The following is a 15,261-nucleotide window of genomic DNA, read 5'->3' on the forward strand; positions in this document are numbered from 1 at the left end:
CGCCTACCGCTCCGCGAGCTTCTCCAGCAGCAGCGCCTGCGCGACGATCATCCGCTCGATCTCGTCGGGGTCCACGCTCTCGTCCGACGCGTGGATGCGCGCCTTGTCCATGTCCTCGGGTCCCCACAGCACGAACTCCGCGGCCGGGCACGCCTCGTGGAGCGTCTGGAGCAGCGGGATCGACCCGCCCGACCCGACCTCGGAGGCCTCCGACCCGAAGGCCTCCGACATGGCCTCGCGCGCGGCGGACACGCCCGAGCCGCCGCTCGGCACCAGGAACGCCGGCGCGGCCTTGACCCGCTTCACCTCGACCTGAGCCCCCCACGGCGCGTGGGACTCGAGGTGCGCGACGAGCGCGTCGAGCTCGGCCTCCGGATCCGTGCCGGGGACGATGCGCATCGAGATCTTCGCGCTCGCCTGCGGCAGGATCACGTTCGAGGACCCCGCGATCGACGTCGTGTCGATGCCGATCGCGTTGATCGACGGCTTGGCCCACAGGCGGTCCGAGACCGTCCCGGTGCCGATCAGCGACACCCCGTCGAGCAGCGGCACGCCCTCGAGGAAGCTCTCCTCGCTCTGCTCGGCGCCCTCCCACGTGCCGGTGGTGACGCCCGCGACGGCCACGTCGCCCGCATCGTCCACGAGCGTGGACAGGAGGCGCGCGAGCGCCATCATCGCGTCCGGGGCGGCGCCGCCGAAGACGCCCGAGTGCAGCGGGTGGTCGAGCGTGCGCACGGTGACCGTGCACGAGACGTCGCCGCGCAGCGCGGTGGTGAGCACCGGCTCGCCCGCGACGAGGTTGCCCATGTCGCACACGACGAACAGGTCGCACTGGAACAGGTCGGGGTGCGCCTCGACGAACTCCTCCAGGTTGCTCTCGGTCTCCTCCATGCCCTCGAGGATCAGCCGGATGGTGACCGGCGGCTTCCCGTCGAAGGCGCGCATCATGCCGAGGTGCGTCGCGAGGCCCGACTTGTCGTCGGCGGCGCCGCGCCCGTACAGGCGGCCGTCCTCCTTGCGCGTCGGCGTCCACGGGTCCGTGGTCCAGCCCTGCGACTCGGGTGCCGGCTGCACGTCGTAGTGCGCGTACAGCACCACCACCGGCGAACCGGGAGGCCCGGGCAGCTCGGCGTAGATCGGCGGGTAGCCGTGCGGCACCTCGGCGAGATGCGCATCCGTGAAGCCGGCCTCGCGGAACAGCTCGAGGGTGCGCTCGGCCATGCGGTGCATCGGCTCCTCGGGGTAGCCCGGGAACGCGACGGACGGGATCGAGATGAGCTCCTCGAGGTCCGCGATGACGCCGGGCATGAGCGCCCGGACCTTCTGCTGGATGTCCGCTGCGGGCATGAGGGGTCGCCTTCCGTTCGAGGTGTCGGGGGTGTCGTGGGGTGCCGGGTCAGAAGAACGCGCCGATCACCGCTCCGACCACGACTGTAGTGACCGAGAGGATGAGCATCGGCATGAAGAAGCTGTGGTCGAGGAGCTTGGTGCCGAGCTTGGTGGACCCGGTTTCGTCGAAGTTCGCGGCGGCGATCTGGGGGCCGTTGGCCGGCAGCGTGTAGACGCCGCCGAGGCCGCCGGCCCACATGCCGGCGACGGCTCCCACGGGGAGGCCCGCCGCGAGGCCGATGGGCACGATCGTGTTGGTCGCGGTGGACTGGCTCGTGGTCATCGCCGCGACCAGGAACACGGCGAGGGCGAAGAGGAGCGGGACGCTGGTGACCCACGAGCCGACGGACTCGACGATGAACTCCTCGTGCGCCGCGATGAAGGTCGCGGTGAGCCATGCGATGCCGAACAGGGCGATGGCGGCGACCATGCCCGCCTTGAACACCGACTGATCGGGCACCGCGCCCACCTTCGGCCGGCCCACGAAGATGATGAGCGCGCTGACCACGAGCATCACCAGGATGATCGTGACGCCCATGTCGACCCGCACGCTCTCGCCGTCGACCGTGTACGTCGGGCGCAGGCCCTCGAAGATCCCGAACGCGACGATCGCGAACACGCCGATGAGGAACGTGACCGCCGCGTTCCGCCCCCGCGCGGTGTAGGTGAGGCGTGCGCTCGCGGGCCCTCCCGCATCGTCCTTGAGCGCCGCGACCGCGCCGGCGGCGATGCGCTCCTGGATCTCGGGGTCGTCGTCCATGTCCTTCCACATGCGGTTCACCACGAGGGACGTCACCACGATGCCGATGACGCAGGCGGGGAACGTGATCGCGAGGATCTGCGCGAGGCCGAGGTTGTACGGGGCGACGTCGGTGAACGCCAGCATCGCGGCCATCGCGGCGGACACGGGCGAGGCGGCCAGCGCGATGCCGGACTGCACCACCGTCACGGTCAGCGGCCGCGCGGGACGGATCCCGTTCTTCACCGAGAGGTCGTAGACCACGGGCAGCAGCGGGAAGACGATGTTGCCCGTTCCCGCGCCGGCGCAGAACAGGAACGCGGTCAGCGGCGCGATGAGCGTGATCTGCTTGGGCCGGCTCTCGATCACCCGCGCCGCCATCGCGACCATCCAGTCGATGCCGCCCGCGGCCTGCATGAGCGCCGCCGCGGTGACCACGCCGAGGATGATGCCGATGGCGGTGATGGGCGCCGCGCCCGGCGCCTCGCCGAACAGGAACACCAGCACGAAGGTGCCGACGCCGCCCCAGATGCCGACACCGATGCCGCCCGTCCGGGTGCCGAGCACGATCGACCCGAGCACCACGATGGCCTCGAGCACGAAGCTCACGGTCATGGTTCGGTCCCCATCGCCGGCCCCCTCGGGGCCGCCGTCGACCCCTCAGGCTGACATTACGCGTGAGGTCCGACGGCCGCCTGGGGAGGGACGATGCGCGACCCGCACGGTCAGGGGAGGTAGGCCCCCGCGGCGGCGGCGTACGCCTCCATGATCTCCGGCCGGGTGTCCTGCGCAGGCGCCGCGACCACGGCGAGCGGCCACGCGGGCCGCGAACCCGTCAGCGCCCACGCGGCTTGCGCCGCGGCGCCCGCGGCGACGTACTCGCCGGGCTCGGGCACCTCGACGGGCACGTCGAACACCTGGGCGGCGATGGCCTGCACCGCGGGGTTCTGCGCCGAGCCGCCGACCAGCAGCGCGCGCTTCGCGACCACCCCGGCGGACAGGATCGCCTCCATGCCCACCGCCTGCGCCGCGAGCATGCCCTCGATCGCGGCGCGGGCCATGTTCGCGCGCGTGGTGTTCGCCAGCGTCATCCCGGACAGCGTCGCGGTGGCGTCGGGCAGGTTGGGGGTGCGCTCGCCCTCGAAGTAGGGGACCAGGGTGAGGCCGCCGGCGCCCGGCTCGGCCTCCATCGCCAGCTCGCCCAGCTCGTCGTAGCCCACGCCCAGCACGCGCGCGAACGCGTCGAGCACGCGCGAGGCGTTGAGGGTGCACACGAGCGGCAGGTGCTCGCCGGAGGCGGACGCGAAGCCCGCCACGATGCCGGTCGCGTCGCGGAAGCCCTGCTCGGTCACCGCGAACACGGTCCCCGACGTGCCCAGCGACACGACCACGTCGCCCACCGTCGCGCCGAGCCCCAGCCCCGCGGCGGCGTTGTCGCCGGCGCCGGGCCCGACCACGCAGGCGGACCCGTCGACGGTGCCCGCCCGCTCGCCCGGCCCGAGCACGCGCGGCACCACCGCATCGTGCCCCAGCGCGGCGACCAGCAGGTCGCGGTCGTACTCGCCGGTGGCGGGGTTCCAGTAGCCCGTGCCCGAGACGTCGGAGCGGTCCGTCGTCAGCTCCGTGAGCACCGGTCCCAGCGGGGACGATGCGACGGGCCCGTATCCCCGCAGGCGCCAGGTCAGCCAGTCGTGGGGGAGGGCGACGGCGGCCACGCGGGAGGCGTTCTCGGGCTCGGCGTCGCGCAGCCAGCGCAGCTTGGTCGAGGTGAACGAGGCGACGGGCACCAGTCCCGTGCGCTCGGCGAGCGCCTCCGCCCCGAACTCCGCGATGAGGTCCGCGGCGGCGCCGGCCGAGCGGGTGTCGTTCCACAGCAGCGCGTCGCGGACCACCTCGCCGTCCGCGTCCAGAGCGACCATGCCGTGCTGCTGCCCGCCCACGGAGATCGCGGCGACGTCGTCGAGCCCGCCTGCCTCGGCGAGAGCCGCCTGGAGGGCGTCCCACCAGAACGCGGGGTCCACCGATGTCCCGTCGGGGTGCGACGCGCGGCCCTGGCGCACCACCTCGCCGGACTCGAGGTCGCGGACCACGACCTTGCAGGACTGGGTGGACGAGTCGACTCCGGCGACGAGCGTCATGCGGCGGGCCTTTCAGGGGTCAGGAAGGGGAGTGGCGCCCCGCCCGTCCCAAGGAGGTCGGACAGGCGGGGCGCCGGGAGGGGGGAACGGTCAGCGGGCGCCCATGAGGTGTTCGACGGCGAGCTGCTGCAGGCGGACGTAGCCGAAGCCCTTGCCGTCGAAGTACGCGTCCGGGTCGAAGTCCTCGTATGCGGAGGTGTCGGCGAGCAGGTCCGCGGTGGTCTCGCCGGCGCCGAGCGTGGTCTGCGCGAGCTCGCCCTGGCGGGTCGCCGCGATGGCCTCCTGGACCTCGGGGTCCGCACGGAAGGCCGCGGCGCGCTCCTTGAGGATGAGGTACATCCGCATGTTCGCCTTCGCGGACTCCCACACGCCGTCGAAGTCCTCGGTGCGCGAGGGCTTGTAGTCGAAGTGGCGCGGGCCGGTGTAGGCCGGCGAGCCGTTCGGGCCGCCGTTCTCGAGCAGGTCGACGAGCGAGAACGCGTTGATGAGGTCGCCGTGGCCGAACACGAGGTCCTGGTCGTACTTGATGCCGCGCTGGCCGTTGAGGTCGATGTGGAACAGCTTGCCGTGGTCGAGCGCCTGCGCGATGCCCGCGGTGAAGTTGAGGCCCGCCATCTGCTCGTGGCCCACCTCGGGGTTGAGGCCCACGAGCTCGGGGTGGTCGAGCGTGTTGATGAACGCCATCGCGTGGCCGACCGTCGGCAGCAGGATGTCGCCGCGCGGCTCGTTGGGCTTGGGCTCGATCGCGAACTTGAGGTCGTAGCCCTTCTCGAGGACGTAGTCGCCGAAGATGTTGGCGGCCTCGCGGTAGCGCTCGAGGGCGACGCGGATGTCCTTGGAGAAGTCGTACTCGGCGCCCTCACGGCCGCCCCACATGACGAACGTCTTCGCGCCCAGCTCCGCGGCGAGGTCGATGTTGCGGAGGATCTTGCGGATCGTGAAGCGGCGCACGTCGCGCGCGTTCGAGGTGACGCCGCCGTCCTTGAACACCGGGTGCGAGAACGTGTTGGTGGTGATCATCGGGATCGTCATCCCGGTCTCGTCGCACGCCTTCTTGAGCGCGTCGATCGCGGCGCGGCGGTCCGCGTCCGAGGACCCGAACGGGAAGAGGTCGTCGTCGTGGAACGTCATGCCGTACGCGCCCAGCTCGGCGAGCTTGTGGATCGCCTCGACCGGGTCGAGCGGGCCGCGGGTCGCGGTGCCGAACGGGTCGGCGGCCGGCCATCCGATGGTCCAGAGGCCGAACGTGAAGTGGTCGGCGGGGGTGGGCGTGAAGGACATCGCGTCTCCAGTCGTCGTTGAGAGGGTTAAAATGTTCCCGCAGAAAACATATACCCGGCGGGTGGCCGCGTCAAAACGCGGCGCCGCGTCGCCGGGACGATGCGCGGACCGCCGGGGCAGCCCCCGACGGGACGATGCGGGTCGGCCCCGCGCGCGGAGCCCCGGTGCACCCCGGAGGGGCGCCGGGACGGCATACTGACGGACACGGAGGAGGAGCGATGAGCGAGGATCTGGCGAGCGCCGCGGTGCCCGCGCACACCACGGTGGCGCGCGGCAGCCGCAACGACAACACGCGCCGTCACAACCTGTCCTCCCTGCTCACGGCCGTCCACTACGGCGGGCCCCTCACCCGCGCCCAGCTCACGCGCGACACGGGCCTCAACCGCTCGACCATCGGCGGGCTCGTGACGGAGCTCGCGCAGCTGGGGCTCGTCATCGAGGACTCCGCCGCCGAGACCGGTGCGGTCGGCCGCCCCAGCCTCATCGTCCGCCCCGACCGCAGGGTCGTCGCGCTCGCGCTCCACCCCGACGTCGACGCGATCGAGCTCGGCGCCGTCGCGATCGACGGCACCGTGCTCGCGCGCCGCCGCGCATCCGTCGACGCGCCGCCGACCCCGCAGGACGCCGCCGCCTTCGCGTGGGAGGCCGCGCGCGAGATCGGCCAGGAGATCCCGGGCCTGCGCGTCGTCGGCGCGGGCGCGGCCGTGCCGGGCCTCGTCGCCGCGGACGGCGCCACCGTCGTCGACGCGCCCCACCTCGGTTGGCGCGGCGTCGACTTCCGCGAGGTGCTCGCCGAGGCGCTGACCCTCCCGGTGGTGGTGGGCAACGACGCGAACATGGGCCTGCGCGCCGAGTGGAGCTTCGGCGCCGCGCGCGGCGTCGACACCGTGGTCTTCCTCAACGGCTCGGCATCCGGCATCGGCGGCGCCGCCCTCGTGGGCGGCCGCATGCTGCGCGGGGGCCGCGGCTACGGCGGCGAGTTCGGCCACATGATGATCCGCTCGGACGGCGAGCGCTGCTCGTGCGGGCGCTCGGGCTGCCTCGAGACCGTGCTCAACGCCGAACGCCTCGACGCCGTCGCGCACGACGACGCCGCGCTCGACGCGCTCGCCTCGACCCTCGCGGACGCGATCGCGAACCTCGAGTGCGCCTTCGACCCGGACCTCGTCCTCCTCGGCGGCTACCTCGGCTCCCTCTACGCCGTGCGCCGCCCGCTCGTCGACGCCCGCGTCGAGGAGCTTGCCTTCCGCCCCGACGTCGAGGATGTGGCGATCGCGCGCACCGCGCTCGGCGGCAACCGCCTCCTCATCGGCGCCGCGGAGCGCGCCTTCGCCGCGCTCCTGCAGGACCCGGCGGGCGTCGCCCTCGTCGCGCTGTAGCCCCCTCGCGCGCGGCGCGGGCCCTGGCAGACTGGCGGCATGATCACCGTCTCCGTGCCCTCCCCGGAGGTCGCCGACGCGCTCGGCGACGTCGGCCCCGACGCGCGCGTCATCGTGTGGGACCCGGCCGTGTCCGACCCTCCGGAGGAGGAGCGCGAGCGCATCACCATCGCGTGCCTCGCGCATTTCACCGGGGGCCGCCGCCTCTACGGGCGCCTCGCGACCTGCCCCGACCTCAAGGTGATCCAGATCGCCTCGGCCGGCTACGAGCACGCCCTGCCGTTCGTGCCGCCCGGCGTGTCCCTCGCCAACGCGCGCGGCGTCCACGACACGCGCGTCGCCGAGATGACGCTGCTGCTCGCGCTCGCCTCGCAGCGGCGGCTGCCGCGCTTCCTCGATTCCCAGCGTCGCGGCGTGTGGGAGCAGGACCTCGAGGCGCCGTCGCTCGCGGACTCCCGCGCGCTCGTCGTCGGCTACGGCTCGATCGGCGCCGCGATCGGCGCGCGCCTGCGTGCCTGCGAGGTGGAGGTCGAGGGCGTCGCCCGTACCGCGCGGATCGCCGCTGACGGCACGCTCGTGCATGCCGCCGACGACCTCCTCAGCCTGCTGCCGCACCAGGACCTCGTCGTCGTCGTGACGCCGCACGCCGAGGACACCGACAGGCTGGTCGATGCGGCCTTCCTTGCCGCGATGAGGGACGATGCGCTGCTCATCAACGTGGGACGCGGCAAGGTGGTCGACACCGACGCCCTGCTCGCGGAGCTCGGGTCCGGCCGCCTGCGCGCCGCCCTCGACGTCACGGACCCCGAGCCGCTGCCCGACGGCCACCCGCTGTGGTCGGCGCCGAACTGCATCGTCGTGCCCCACGTGGCCGGCGTCGAGCGCCTCACGAACCGTCGCTACACGGACCTGGTGCGCGCGCAGGTCGAGGCCCGGCGGCATGGCGACGACCCGGTCAACTTCGTGATGATGGGCGCCTTCCCCGCGTAAGCCCCCCTTCCGCGGGGAAGGCACCGCCCCTCAGCGTCGGCGCCGGTGGCGGGTCGTCGACCCCGCGGGCGCCTCACCTCGCCAGGCTAGGCACAGGTCGCCGGGGCGTGCGGCGGTCGTGACCATTTCGTGACCAACCGGACGAACCTCTCAGGCGCCGTCCTGCAGCGCGATCCAGGCGGCCACGATCGAGGCGAGCTCGTCGCGCCGCTCCTCGGCCTCCGCGACCGACGCGAAGGTCATGGTCCGGCCCTCCTTGCCCTCGCCCGTGAGGTGAGGATGCTCGCCCGGGATGAGCGCGCCCTTGTGGAACATCAGCGTCGCGTGCTGGCGCGAGCGCGGGAAGAAGCTCGCGAGGTTGCCGCGGTACGTGAACGTCGGCGCCTGCCATTTGATGCACTCGCCCACGCGGGGGTCGGCCTCGAGCACGATCCTCCGCACCCGCTCGACCACGTCCTTCATCGGGTTGTCGTACGCCGCCATCCAGGCGTCGACCTCGTTGTCCGCCATCCCTCGAGGCTAGCCCCGTTCGTGCGCGAGCAGCCAGCGCTTGCGCTCGATCCCGCCGGCGTAGCCGGTGAGCGCGCCGTCCGCTCCCACGACGCGGTGGCACGGCACGGCCACCGTGAGCGGGTTGCGGCCGATCGCCGCGGCGACGGCGCGCGTGGCCGTCGGCCGCCCGATCCTGGCCGCGACCTGCGTATATGTCCAGGTCCGGCCCGCGGGGATGTCGCGTAGCGCCTCCCACACCTCGCGCTGGAACGGGGTGCCGGGCGCGACCGCGTCGACGGGCACGTCCGCCGCCTCGCCCGCGAAGTACGCGGCGAAGGCGCGCTCGGCGCGATCGAGCGCCGGGTGCGTTGCGGGCGCCTCGAGGGCCTCGAGCTCCGGCCGCCTGCGATGGTCCGCGAAGTAGGCGCCGCGCAGCCCGTCGTCGGCGGCGACCAGGGTGAGCGGGCCGAGCGGGGTGGCGACGTCGCGTCGCACCAGCGTGGACGAGGTGGGAGTGGTCATGAGATCCGTCCTTCCGTCACCGCGGTCCACAGGTGCATGGCCGCGTACGCCCTCCAGGGCCTCCAGTCCTCCGCCGCCGCGGCGAGCGCCCGCGCGTCCAGCCCGGCGGCCTTCTGCAGCACGAGGTCGCCCGCGGGGAACGCGTCCGGGTCGCCGAGCGCCCGCAGCGCCACGTACTCCGCCGTCCACGGGCCGATGCCGGGGATCGCGAGCAGCGCCGTGCGCGCCTCCGCGCGGTCCGCGCCGGGGCCGAGGTCGAGAGAGCCGTCGAGCATCGCGCGTGCCGCCGTGGAGATCGCCCGCCAGCGTGTGCGCGGCACGAGCCCGATCGTCGGGTCCACGTCCGCGAGCGCCTCGGGGGAGGGGAACACGCGCTGCAGGCCGTCGGCCGGCGCGGGTGCCTCCTCCCCGAATCGCGTGACCATCGCGCCGAGCGTCCGTCGCGCCCCGACCACGCTCACCTGCTGGCCGACGATCGCCCGCACCACCATCTCGAACGGATCCACCGCTCCCGGCACCCGCAGCCCCGGGACGGCCGCCACCAGCGGCGCCAGGAGGGACGATGCGGCGAGCGCCTCGTCGACCGCCGCCGGATCCGCATCGAGGTCGAGCAGGCGGCGGCAGCGGGCGACCGCGGCGCCCAGGTCGCGCACGTCGGCCAGGGCGAGCCGCGCCCGCACGTGCCCGGCCTCCGCCGCCAGGGTGACCGTCCCCGACCCGTGCGGGAGGCGCATCGTCCTGCCGTACGCGGCGCCGTCCCAGGTCTCGACGCCCTCGACGGCCCGCGCGCCGACGAAGGCAAGCGTCCTCTCCACGGCGGCCGGCTCGCGGTGGCGCAGCCGCAGCTCCAGCGCCGCGGGTCCCGCGCTCGCGCGTGCTCCCGCGCGGCGCCGCACCTCGCTCGGCGCGAGCGCCCAGGCGGTCCGCGCGGCGTCGTTGAACTGCCGCACCGAGCCGAAGCCCGCGGCGAAGGCGACGTCCGCGACGGGCATCGCGGTGGTCTCCAGCAGCGTGCGCGCGTGGTGGAGCCGATGCGCGATGGCGAGCGCCTGCGGGCTCGCGCCGAGCTCGTCGACGAGCACGCGGGAGACGTGACGCTCGGTGTAGCCCAGCCGGCGCGCGAGGCCCGCGACGCCCTCGCGCTCGACCACGCCGTCGTCGATGAGACGGACCGCGCGGCTCGCGACGTCCTGGCCCACCTTCCAGCGGGGTGAGCCCGGCGCATCGTCCGGGAAGCATCTCCGGCATGACCGGAAGCCGGCGTGCTGCGCGGCCGCGGCGCTCGGGTAGAACGTGACGTTCGCCCGCGCCGGGGTGCGGGCGGGGCACGACGGGCGGCAGTAGATGCCCGTGGTGAGGACGGCGGTCACGAAGTGCCCGTCGTAGCGCGCGTCCTTGCCGCGGATCACCGCGTAGCGCGTCTCGTCGTCCCACATGCCCTCGAGTGTGGCCCATCCGGACGGGGTGCCGCTCGCGGTCATCGGACATGGCTGCGCGGGTGGGATCGCCCCTCGGCGACGATCCCGTCCCGGCGTCGCCGGCGGGTCAGGTGGAGGGCGTGCCTCCCGCCATGGCGTGCCGTGCGGCGAGCACCAGGTACGCCAGGTTGGCGGCCGCGGCGACGCCGTAGCCGAGCGCGAGGCCCAGGCGCGCGCGCCTCGCGGACCGCGAGTCGCCGGAGCGGACGGCGCGCAGCGCCAGGTGGCCCAGCACGATCGCGGCCGGGAACAACAGCGCCACGCCCGCGGCGACGGAGGCGTCGGCGAGCCAGTCCTTGCGGGTGCCGGGCAGCGGGCCCAGGTACGGGTAGTAGCCGTGCGGGAGCTCGGGGTGTCCCACGTAGCCGAGGTACTCGGGGGGTGCGGGTGTCATGGTGCCTCCTTCCCGGCGCCCGCCGGTGAGGGCGGCGGCCGGGGCCGTGCGCCCGGGGGCGCCCTCGCTGGCGGGCTCCACGGTACGGGCGGCGTGTGTCGGGCGCGTGACGGCCGGGAAATAACTCTGTTACGGCCGGACGATGCGCGGGCCGGGTGGGGCGGGACGGGCGGCTGGGCGCCGGAGGAGGCGCCGCGCGCACGCGGCCTCAGCGGGCCGCGCGTGCCTCCTTGCCGCGCTTGAGGTCGGCGAGCGCGACGGCCCGCTCGGCGGCGTGGTCGACCATCGGCGCGGGGTAGGCCGGGGTGTCCACCTCGGCGACCCAGCGCTCGACGTAGCGCCTCTCGGGGTCGTACCGCTCGGCCTGCGAGGTCGGGTTGAAGATCCGGAAGAACGGCGCGGCGTCGCGGCCGGTGCCCGCCACCCACTGCCAGTTGAGCTGGTTCTGCGCGTGGTCGTAGTCGAGCAGCGCGCGACGGAAGTACGACGCGCCGCGCTGCCACGGCAGGTGCAGGTCCTTCACCAGGAAGCTGGCGACCACCATCCGCACCCGGTTGTGCATCGTGCCGGTGGCGGCGAGCTGGCGCATGCCCGCATCCACGAGCGGGAAGCCGGTGCGGCCGTCGCGCCACGCCATGAACGCCTCGTCCGCCTCGGCGCCCGTGGCCCAGGCGTCGTCGGGCAGCGCGGGGGTGAGGGACTCGTGCTGCGCGCTGGGGTGGCGGAACAGCACATCCGCATGGAACTCGCGCCACGCGAGCTCGGACTCGAGCCTGCGTGCCGCCTCGCCGCGCACGGCGGCCGTCGCGGCGAGCACCGTGCGCGGGTGGATCTGGCCGTACGCGAGCGGCACGGACAGGTGCGAGGTCGAGTCGAGGTCGGGACGGTCGCGCTCGGTCGCGTAGCGCGCGAGGTCGCCTGCGACGTAGTCGTCCCACGCCGCCAGCACGCGCTCCTCGCGGAACTCGTGCCGCTCGGCGAGGAGGTCGTCCGCGTCGCCATGCGCCGCCGCCTGGTCGAGGTCGACGTCGGACTCCACGCGGGCGAAGCCGCCGGGGTCGGCGTGCTCGGCGGGCGCATGCCAGCCGTGCTCGCGCCACGCGTGCGAGAACGGGGTGAACACCTTGTACTCGGTGCCGTCGCCCTTGACCACGCGTCCCGGCGCCACCGCGTACGGCGTCCCGACCAGCCGCAGCTCGCGCCCGTCCACCTCGAGCGCCGCGGCGACGGCGTCCTGCGCGCGGATGCCCGCGGGGGAGGCCTCGCGGGCCGCGAACACCGTCCGCGCATCGTGCTCCCGCGCGACGGCGAGGATCGCATCGGCAGGGTCGCCGCGCCGGACGCCGACCACGCCGCCGGTGTCCTCGCGCAGGCTCCACAGCGCGCGCGCGAGGTGGGCGCGTCGTCGCCCGGACCACAGGTGCACGCCGCGGCTCCACGCGAAGACCGCCGCCGCGGGGCCGTCCTCCTGCGCCGCGAGCAGCGCCGGGTTGTCCGCGAGGCGCGCGTCGCGCCGGATCCACCACACCGAGGTCATGCCACCCCAACGCGCCGAGCCCGCCGCGGGATTCCGGCGGGCTCCGGCTCAGTCGTCCGAGTCTGGCGTGACGAGCTCGGCACCGCTGTTGCGCACGACGATGCGGTCGGGCGGGCAGACGGGGCCCCGGACGGTGAGGACCGTGCCGTCCTCGAGCGTGACCGTGACGTCGCCGTCCGTGCAGCCGAGGTCGAGGTAGATGATCCCGCCGTTGGCCTCGACGTACGTGACGTCGTCGTCGACGTTCACCTCGATCCGCGCGTCGGTCTCGTTGGTGATCTCGAGGCCGCCGGCATCGGTGCAGCCGGCGAGCGCGACGCCGGCGAGGACCGTGGCGACGATGCTCGCCCTGCGGTGACGCGACATCTCCAGCCTTTCCGCGCCGACGAGTGTCGCGCGCCGCTGCGAGCATCGTGCCTCGAAGGATGGCTGAACAGGAGGTGCGACGCGCGGGCCTGGGAGGGTCCGTCCCAGACATGACGACGGCCCCGCCCGGCGTGGAGCCGGACAGGGCCGTCGGGGCCGGGCGAGCTACGCGACGGCGACCGGCGCGTGCTTCTCGACGTGCGCGATCGCGGCCGCGAGGAAGCCCTCGAGCACCGGGCGCGCGGTCTCGAGCAGCGAGCCGTCGGCGGAGAAGACCGCGGTGTGCTGCAGGAAGACCTCGGGCTGGCCCAGCGTCGGCGCGTTGAAGTGGCCGAGGATCGCACGCAGGTGCTGCTGTGCGACAGCGGTGCCGATCGCGCCCACGGAGGAGCCCGCGATCGCGACGGGCTTGCCGTTGAACGAGTTCGTGCCCCACGGGCGCGCGGCCCAGTCCAGCGCGTTCTTGAGGACGCCGGGCAGCGAGCGGCTGTACTCGGGGGTGAGGATGATGACGCCGTCGACGCCCTCGATCGCGGCCTTCCACTCGAGCGCGGCGGCCGGGTAGTTCGCGTCGTGGTCCGGCGTGTAGAGCGGCAGCGCGGAGAAGTCGAGCTCGATCAGCTCGACGCCCTCGGGTGCGAGCTCCGCGAGCGCGCGACCGAGCTGGCGGTTGATGGACGTGCTCGAGAGCGAGCCTGCGATGTATCCGATGCGGGTCATGGTGGTCTCCTGTGCTGAGGTGGGGTGGAAACGCCGACGCCGTAGTCGGACGGCCATCGCAACGACGATGACACGTCAACTATTCCAGAAGATGACGAGTCAACAAAGCCCTTGGGGGGATTTTCGGCGGGACGATGCGCGGGCGCGGGGCGACGGCGTGGTCGCGTCGCGGGACGCGTCCGTCAGGCGGCCGGTGCGCCCGTGGTGGAGTCCGTGCGCAGGGTCGCGTACAAGGGGTCGCCGGTCTGCACGAGCGGGTCGGTCGTGGCGACCGTGTCGACGAAGGCGGGGATGCCGCCGGCGGGGCTCACCGGCGCGGCGGCGCGCTCGGCACGGACCGCGCGGACGGGATCGCTCGGCACGGTGGGCAGGGGGCCGGACCCACCCGCCCGCATCACGTGCGCGACGTAGCCCGCCGCCGCGCCGAGGAGCGCGTGAGCCTGGGCGTCCAGCTCGGCGCTGTGGCAGCGGCCGTGCGCGCTGAAGTCCGAGGATTGGACCGTGAGCGTCCGCTCGGGCTGTCCCATGACGAGCGCCCCGGCGTCGGCCAGCACGCTCCGCAGGTGGACGATCGCCATGAAGCTGCCGACCCGCGGAGCCGCGGCCCCGGCGATCACGACGGGCTTGTCCTCGAGCGACGAGGGCGAGCACGACGCCCAGTCGAGCGCGTGCTTGAGGACCCCGGGGATCGACCGTTCGTGGGTGGGCGTGATGACCAGCAGGCCGTCCACGGCGTCGATCTGGCGCTTCCACTCGAGCCCGGCGTGCGGCAGCGGCGCGTCGGAGTACGGCGCGTGAAGCGGCAGGTCGTTCGGGGTGAGCTCGACCAGCCGGGTGCCGGCGGGCGCCGCCGCGTGGAGCAGCGACGACAGGAGGCGGGTGGTGCGCGCCTGGGGCAGGTGGCCCAGGAGGAGACCGATGACCGGCATGGGGGTCCTTCCTCGACTGCGGAGCGGGGCGGTGGCACAGCGGCCGCCTCCCATGGCGGTTGGGCGGTGCAACGCTCCTGGTGCAGAAGGCATTCCCGGCGCGGCGCGCGGTGTCAGTCCGGCAGGCCCTTCGCGAAGACCGCGATCGCGTCCCGGAGCAGCGCCGCGGTGCCGTCGCCGTGCTTGTCGTACGTCGCGCGGAAGCGTGCATCGTCGACGTACATGCGGCCCAGCCCCGTGTACGCCTCGCGGCCGGGGGTCCAGAACAGCGACACCCATGCGTGGTGCCGCGCGACGAGGGCCTGTGCCTCGGCGCCCGCGGGATCCGCGTCGTCCGCGGCGAGCCGGGCGAGCTTCGCCGCGACCGCCTCGTGCTCGGCGAGGTGCGCACGTTGCGCCTCGGACGACAGTCCCTTCCATGCCGCGTTCGACCGGGCCACCGCATCGTCCCCCCAGCGCTCCCGCGCCTCGGGCTCGTAGCGCTCGTGGTCGAAGCCGTCGAACATGTCGTCCGTTGTCATGGGCAGTCCCTTCTCGAGTCGGATGAGGGTGCGCTCGACCGTCGCGGCGAGCGCGGCGACGCGGTCGCGTCGGGCGAGGAGCGCCGTGTGGTGGTCCCGCATCAGCGCGGCGGTGAGCGCGGGGTCGTCGGTGTCGACGATGCTGGCGATGGTCTCGAGCGGCACGTCCAGCTCGCGCAGCACCAGGATGTGCTGGAGCCGCAGCAGCTCCGCCTCGCCGTAGTGGCGCCGGCCGTCGTGGCCGGTCCAGGCGGGGGTGAGCAGCCCGATCGCGTCGTAGTGGCGCAGCGTCCGGCTCGTCACGCCCGTGAGCCGTGCGACGGCGGCGATGTCGAGGTCCATGCCGACCACGGTAGAAGTTGACGTCGCGTCAACGTCAAGTCGGG

15 protein-coding genes are annotated in these 15,261 nt (G+C 73.8%); 2 read left to right on the plus strand and 13 right to left on the minus strand.

Translation table 11 applies throughout. From position 1 onward, the window contains the following. Positions 1-3: 3 nt before the first annotated feature. From QQX09_RS13645 to xylA, 4 genes are all read right to left on the minus strand, one after another. Positions 4-1,347: a M20/M25/M40 family metallo-hydrolase gene (locus QQX09_RS13645; protein WP_301135751.1), complete on the minus strand. Its 1,344-nt coding sequence runs from the start codon at positions 1,345-1,347 to the stop codon at positions 4-6. A gap of 49 nt (positions 1,348-1,396) precedes the next feature. Continuing rightward, positions 1,397-2,743, minus strand: coding sequence for an anaerobic C4-dicarboxylate transporter family protein (locus QQX09_RS13650; RefSeq protein WP_301135753.1), 1,347 nt, complete (start codon positions 2,741-2,743; stop codon positions 1,397-1,399). A 110-nt stretch (positions 2,744-2,853) separates the two neighbouring features. Continuing rightward, positions 2,854-4,266 carry a xylulokinase gene (locus QQX09_RS13655; protein ID WP_301135756.1) on the minus strand — a complete coding sequence of 471 codons (1,413 nt, stop codon included), beginning with the start codon at positions 4,264-4,266 and terminating at the stop codon, positions 2,854-2,856. A gap of 90 nt (positions 4,267-4,356) precedes the next feature. Beyond that, positions 4,357-5,547, minus strand: a complete 1,191-nt coding sequence (gene xylA, locus QQX09_RS13660; protein ID WP_301135758.1) for a xylose isomerase — start codon at positions 5,545-5,547, stop codon at positions 4,357-4,359. A gap of 218 nt (positions 5,548-5,765) precedes the next feature. Between xylA and QQX09_RS13665 the strand changes: the two genes are divergently transcribed. Continuing rightward, complete coding sequence (locus QQX09_RS13665; protein WP_301135760.1) at positions 5,766-6,926, plus strand: ROK family protein; 1,161 nt, start codon at positions 5,766-5,768, stop codon at positions 6,924-6,926. A 39-nt stretch (positions 6,927-6,965) separates the two neighbouring features. Beyond that, positions 6,966-7,916 (plus strand): 2-hydroxyacid dehydrogenase, encoded by a 951-nt coding sequence (locus QQX09_RS13670; protein WP_301135762.1) that lies wholly within the window; start codon positions 6,966-6,968, stop codon positions 7,914-7,916. 150 nt (positions 7,917-8,066) lie between these two features. Here the strand turns inward: QQX09_RS13670 and QQX09_RS13675 are convergent, their stop codons facing one another. The 9 genes from QQX09_RS13675 to QQX09_RS13715 form a co-directional block, all read right to left on the minus strand. Then, positions 8,067-8,426: a DUF1801 domain-containing protein gene (locus QQX09_RS13675; protein ID WP_301135764.1), complete on the minus strand. Its 360-nt coding sequence runs from the start codon at positions 8,424-8,426 to the stop codon at positions 8,067-8,069. A 9-nt stretch (positions 8,427-8,435) separates the two neighbouring features. Next, positions 8,436-8,930, minus strand: coding sequence for a methylated-DNA--[protein]-cysteine S-methyltransferase (locus tag QQX09_RS13680; RefSeq protein ID WP_301135766.1), 495 nt, complete (start codon positions 8,928-8,930; stop codon positions 8,436-8,438). Then, positions 8,927-10,366, minus strand: a complete 1,440-nt coding sequence (locus QQX09_RS13685) for a DNA-3-methyladenine glycosylase 2 family protein (RefSeq protein WP_301135768.1) — start codon at positions 10,364-10,366, stop codon at positions 8,927-8,929. Before QQX09_RS13685 ends, QQX09_RS13680 begins: the two co-directional genes overlap by 4 nt. Before the next feature lie 109 nt (positions 10,367-10,475). After that, positions 10,476-10,802 (minus strand): hypothetical protein, encoded by a 327-nt coding sequence (locus tag QQX09_RS13690; RefSeq protein WP_301135770.1) that lies wholly within the window; start codon positions 10,800-10,802, stop codon positions 10,476-10,478. A gap of 208 nt (positions 10,803-11,010) precedes the next feature. After that, entirely contained in the window at positions 11,011-12,339 is a 1,329-nt protein-coding gene (locus QQX09_RS13695; RefSeq protein WP_301135772.1) for a cryptochrome/photolyase family protein, read from the minus strand. Positions 12,340-12,387: 48 nt separating this feature from the next. After that, a complete protein-coding gene (locus QQX09_RS13700; protein WP_301135773.1) occupies positions 12,388-12,705 on the minus strand; it encodes a hypothetical protein in 318 nt (105 codons plus the stop codon). A gap of 165 nt (positions 12,706-12,870) precedes the next feature. After that, on the minus strand, positions 12,871-13,425 hold the full coding sequence (locus QQX09_RS13705; protein ID WP_301135774.1) for an NADPH-dependent FMN reductase: 555 nt from the start codon (positions 13,423-13,425) through the stop codon (positions 12,871-12,873). 182 nt (positions 13,426-13,607) lie between these two features. After that, positions 13,608-14,354: an NADPH-dependent FMN reductase gene (locus QQX09_RS13710; protein WP_301135776.1), complete on the minus strand. Its 747-nt coding sequence runs from the start codon at positions 14,352-14,354 to the stop codon at positions 13,608-13,610. 113 nt (positions 14,355-14,467) lie between these two features. Continuing rightward, positions 14,468-15,217 (minus strand): MerR family transcriptional regulator, encoded by a 750-nt coding sequence (locus tag QQX09_RS13715; RefSeq protein WP_301135777.1) that lies wholly within the window; start codon positions 15,215-15,217, stop codon positions 14,468-14,470. Positions 15,218-15,261 lie beyond the last annotated feature (44 nt).

Origin of the sequence: Demequina litoralis, from assembly GCF_030418455.1 — a bacterium.
GTDB lineage: Bacteria > Actinomycetota > Actinomycetes > Actinomycetales > Demequinaceae > Demequina > Demequina litoralis.

Bases quoted from the DNA above. Each gene is read 5' to 3' on its own strand.
- QQX09_RS13645 (WP_301135751.1), bottom strand. From the start codon at position 1,347: ATGCCCGCAGCGGACATCCAGCAGAAGGTCCGGGCGCTCATGCCCGGC.
- QQX09_RS13650 (WP_301135753.1), bottom strand. From the start codon at position 2,743: ATGACCGTGAGCTTCGTGCTCGAGGCCATCGTGGTGCTCGGGTCGATC.
- QQX09_RS13655 (WP_301135756.1), bottom strand. From the start codon at position 4,266: ATGACGCTCGTCGCCGGAGTCGACTCGTCCACCCAGTCCTGCAAGGTC.
- xylA (WP_301135758.1), bottom strand. From the start codon at position 5,547: ATGTCCTTCACGCCCACCCCCGCCGACCACTTCACGTTCGGCCTCTGG.
- QQX09_RS13665 (WP_301135760.1), top strand. From the start codon at position 5,766: ATGAGCGAGGATCTGGCGAGCGCCGCGGTGCCCGCGCACACCACGGTG.
- QQX09_RS13670 (WP_301135762.1), top strand. From the start codon at position 6,966: ATGATCACCGTCTCCGTGCCCTCCCCGGAGGTCGCCGACGCGCTCGGC.
- QQX09_RS13675 (WP_301135764.1), bottom strand. From the start codon at position 8,426: ATGGCGGACAACGAGGTCGACGCCTGGATGGCGGCGTACGACAACCCG.
- QQX09_RS13680 (WP_301135766.1), bottom strand. From the start codon at position 8,930: ATGACCACTCCCACCTCGTCCACGCTGGTGCGACGCGACGTCGCCACC.
- QQX09_RS13685 (WP_301135768.1), bottom strand. From the start codon at position 10,366: ATGTGGGACGACGAGACGCGCTACGCGGTGATCCGCGGCAAGGACGCG.
- QQX09_RS13690 (WP_301135770.1), bottom strand. From the start codon at position 10,802: ATGACACCCGCACCCCCCGAGTACCTCGGCTACGTGGGACACCCCGAG.
- QQX09_RS13695 (WP_301135772.1), bottom strand. From the start codon at position 12,339: ATGACCTCGGTGTGGTGGATCCGGCGCGACGCGCGCCTCGCGGACAAC.
- QQX09_RS13700 (WP_301135773.1), bottom strand. From the start codon at position 12,705: ATGTCGCGTCACCGCAGGGCGAGCATCGTCGCCACGGTCCTCGCCGGC.
- QQX09_RS13705 (WP_301135774.1), bottom strand. From the start codon at position 13,425: ATGACCCGCATCGGATACATCGCAGGCTCGCTCTCGAGCACGTCCATC.
- QQX09_RS13710 (WP_301135776.1), bottom strand. From the start codon at position 14,354: ATGCCGGTCATCGGTCTCCTCCTGGGCCACCTGCCCCAGGCGCGCACC.
- QQX09_RS13715 (WP_301135777.1), bottom strand. From the start codon at position 15,217: ATGGACCTCGACATCGCCGCCGTCGCACGGCTCACGGGCGTGACGAGC.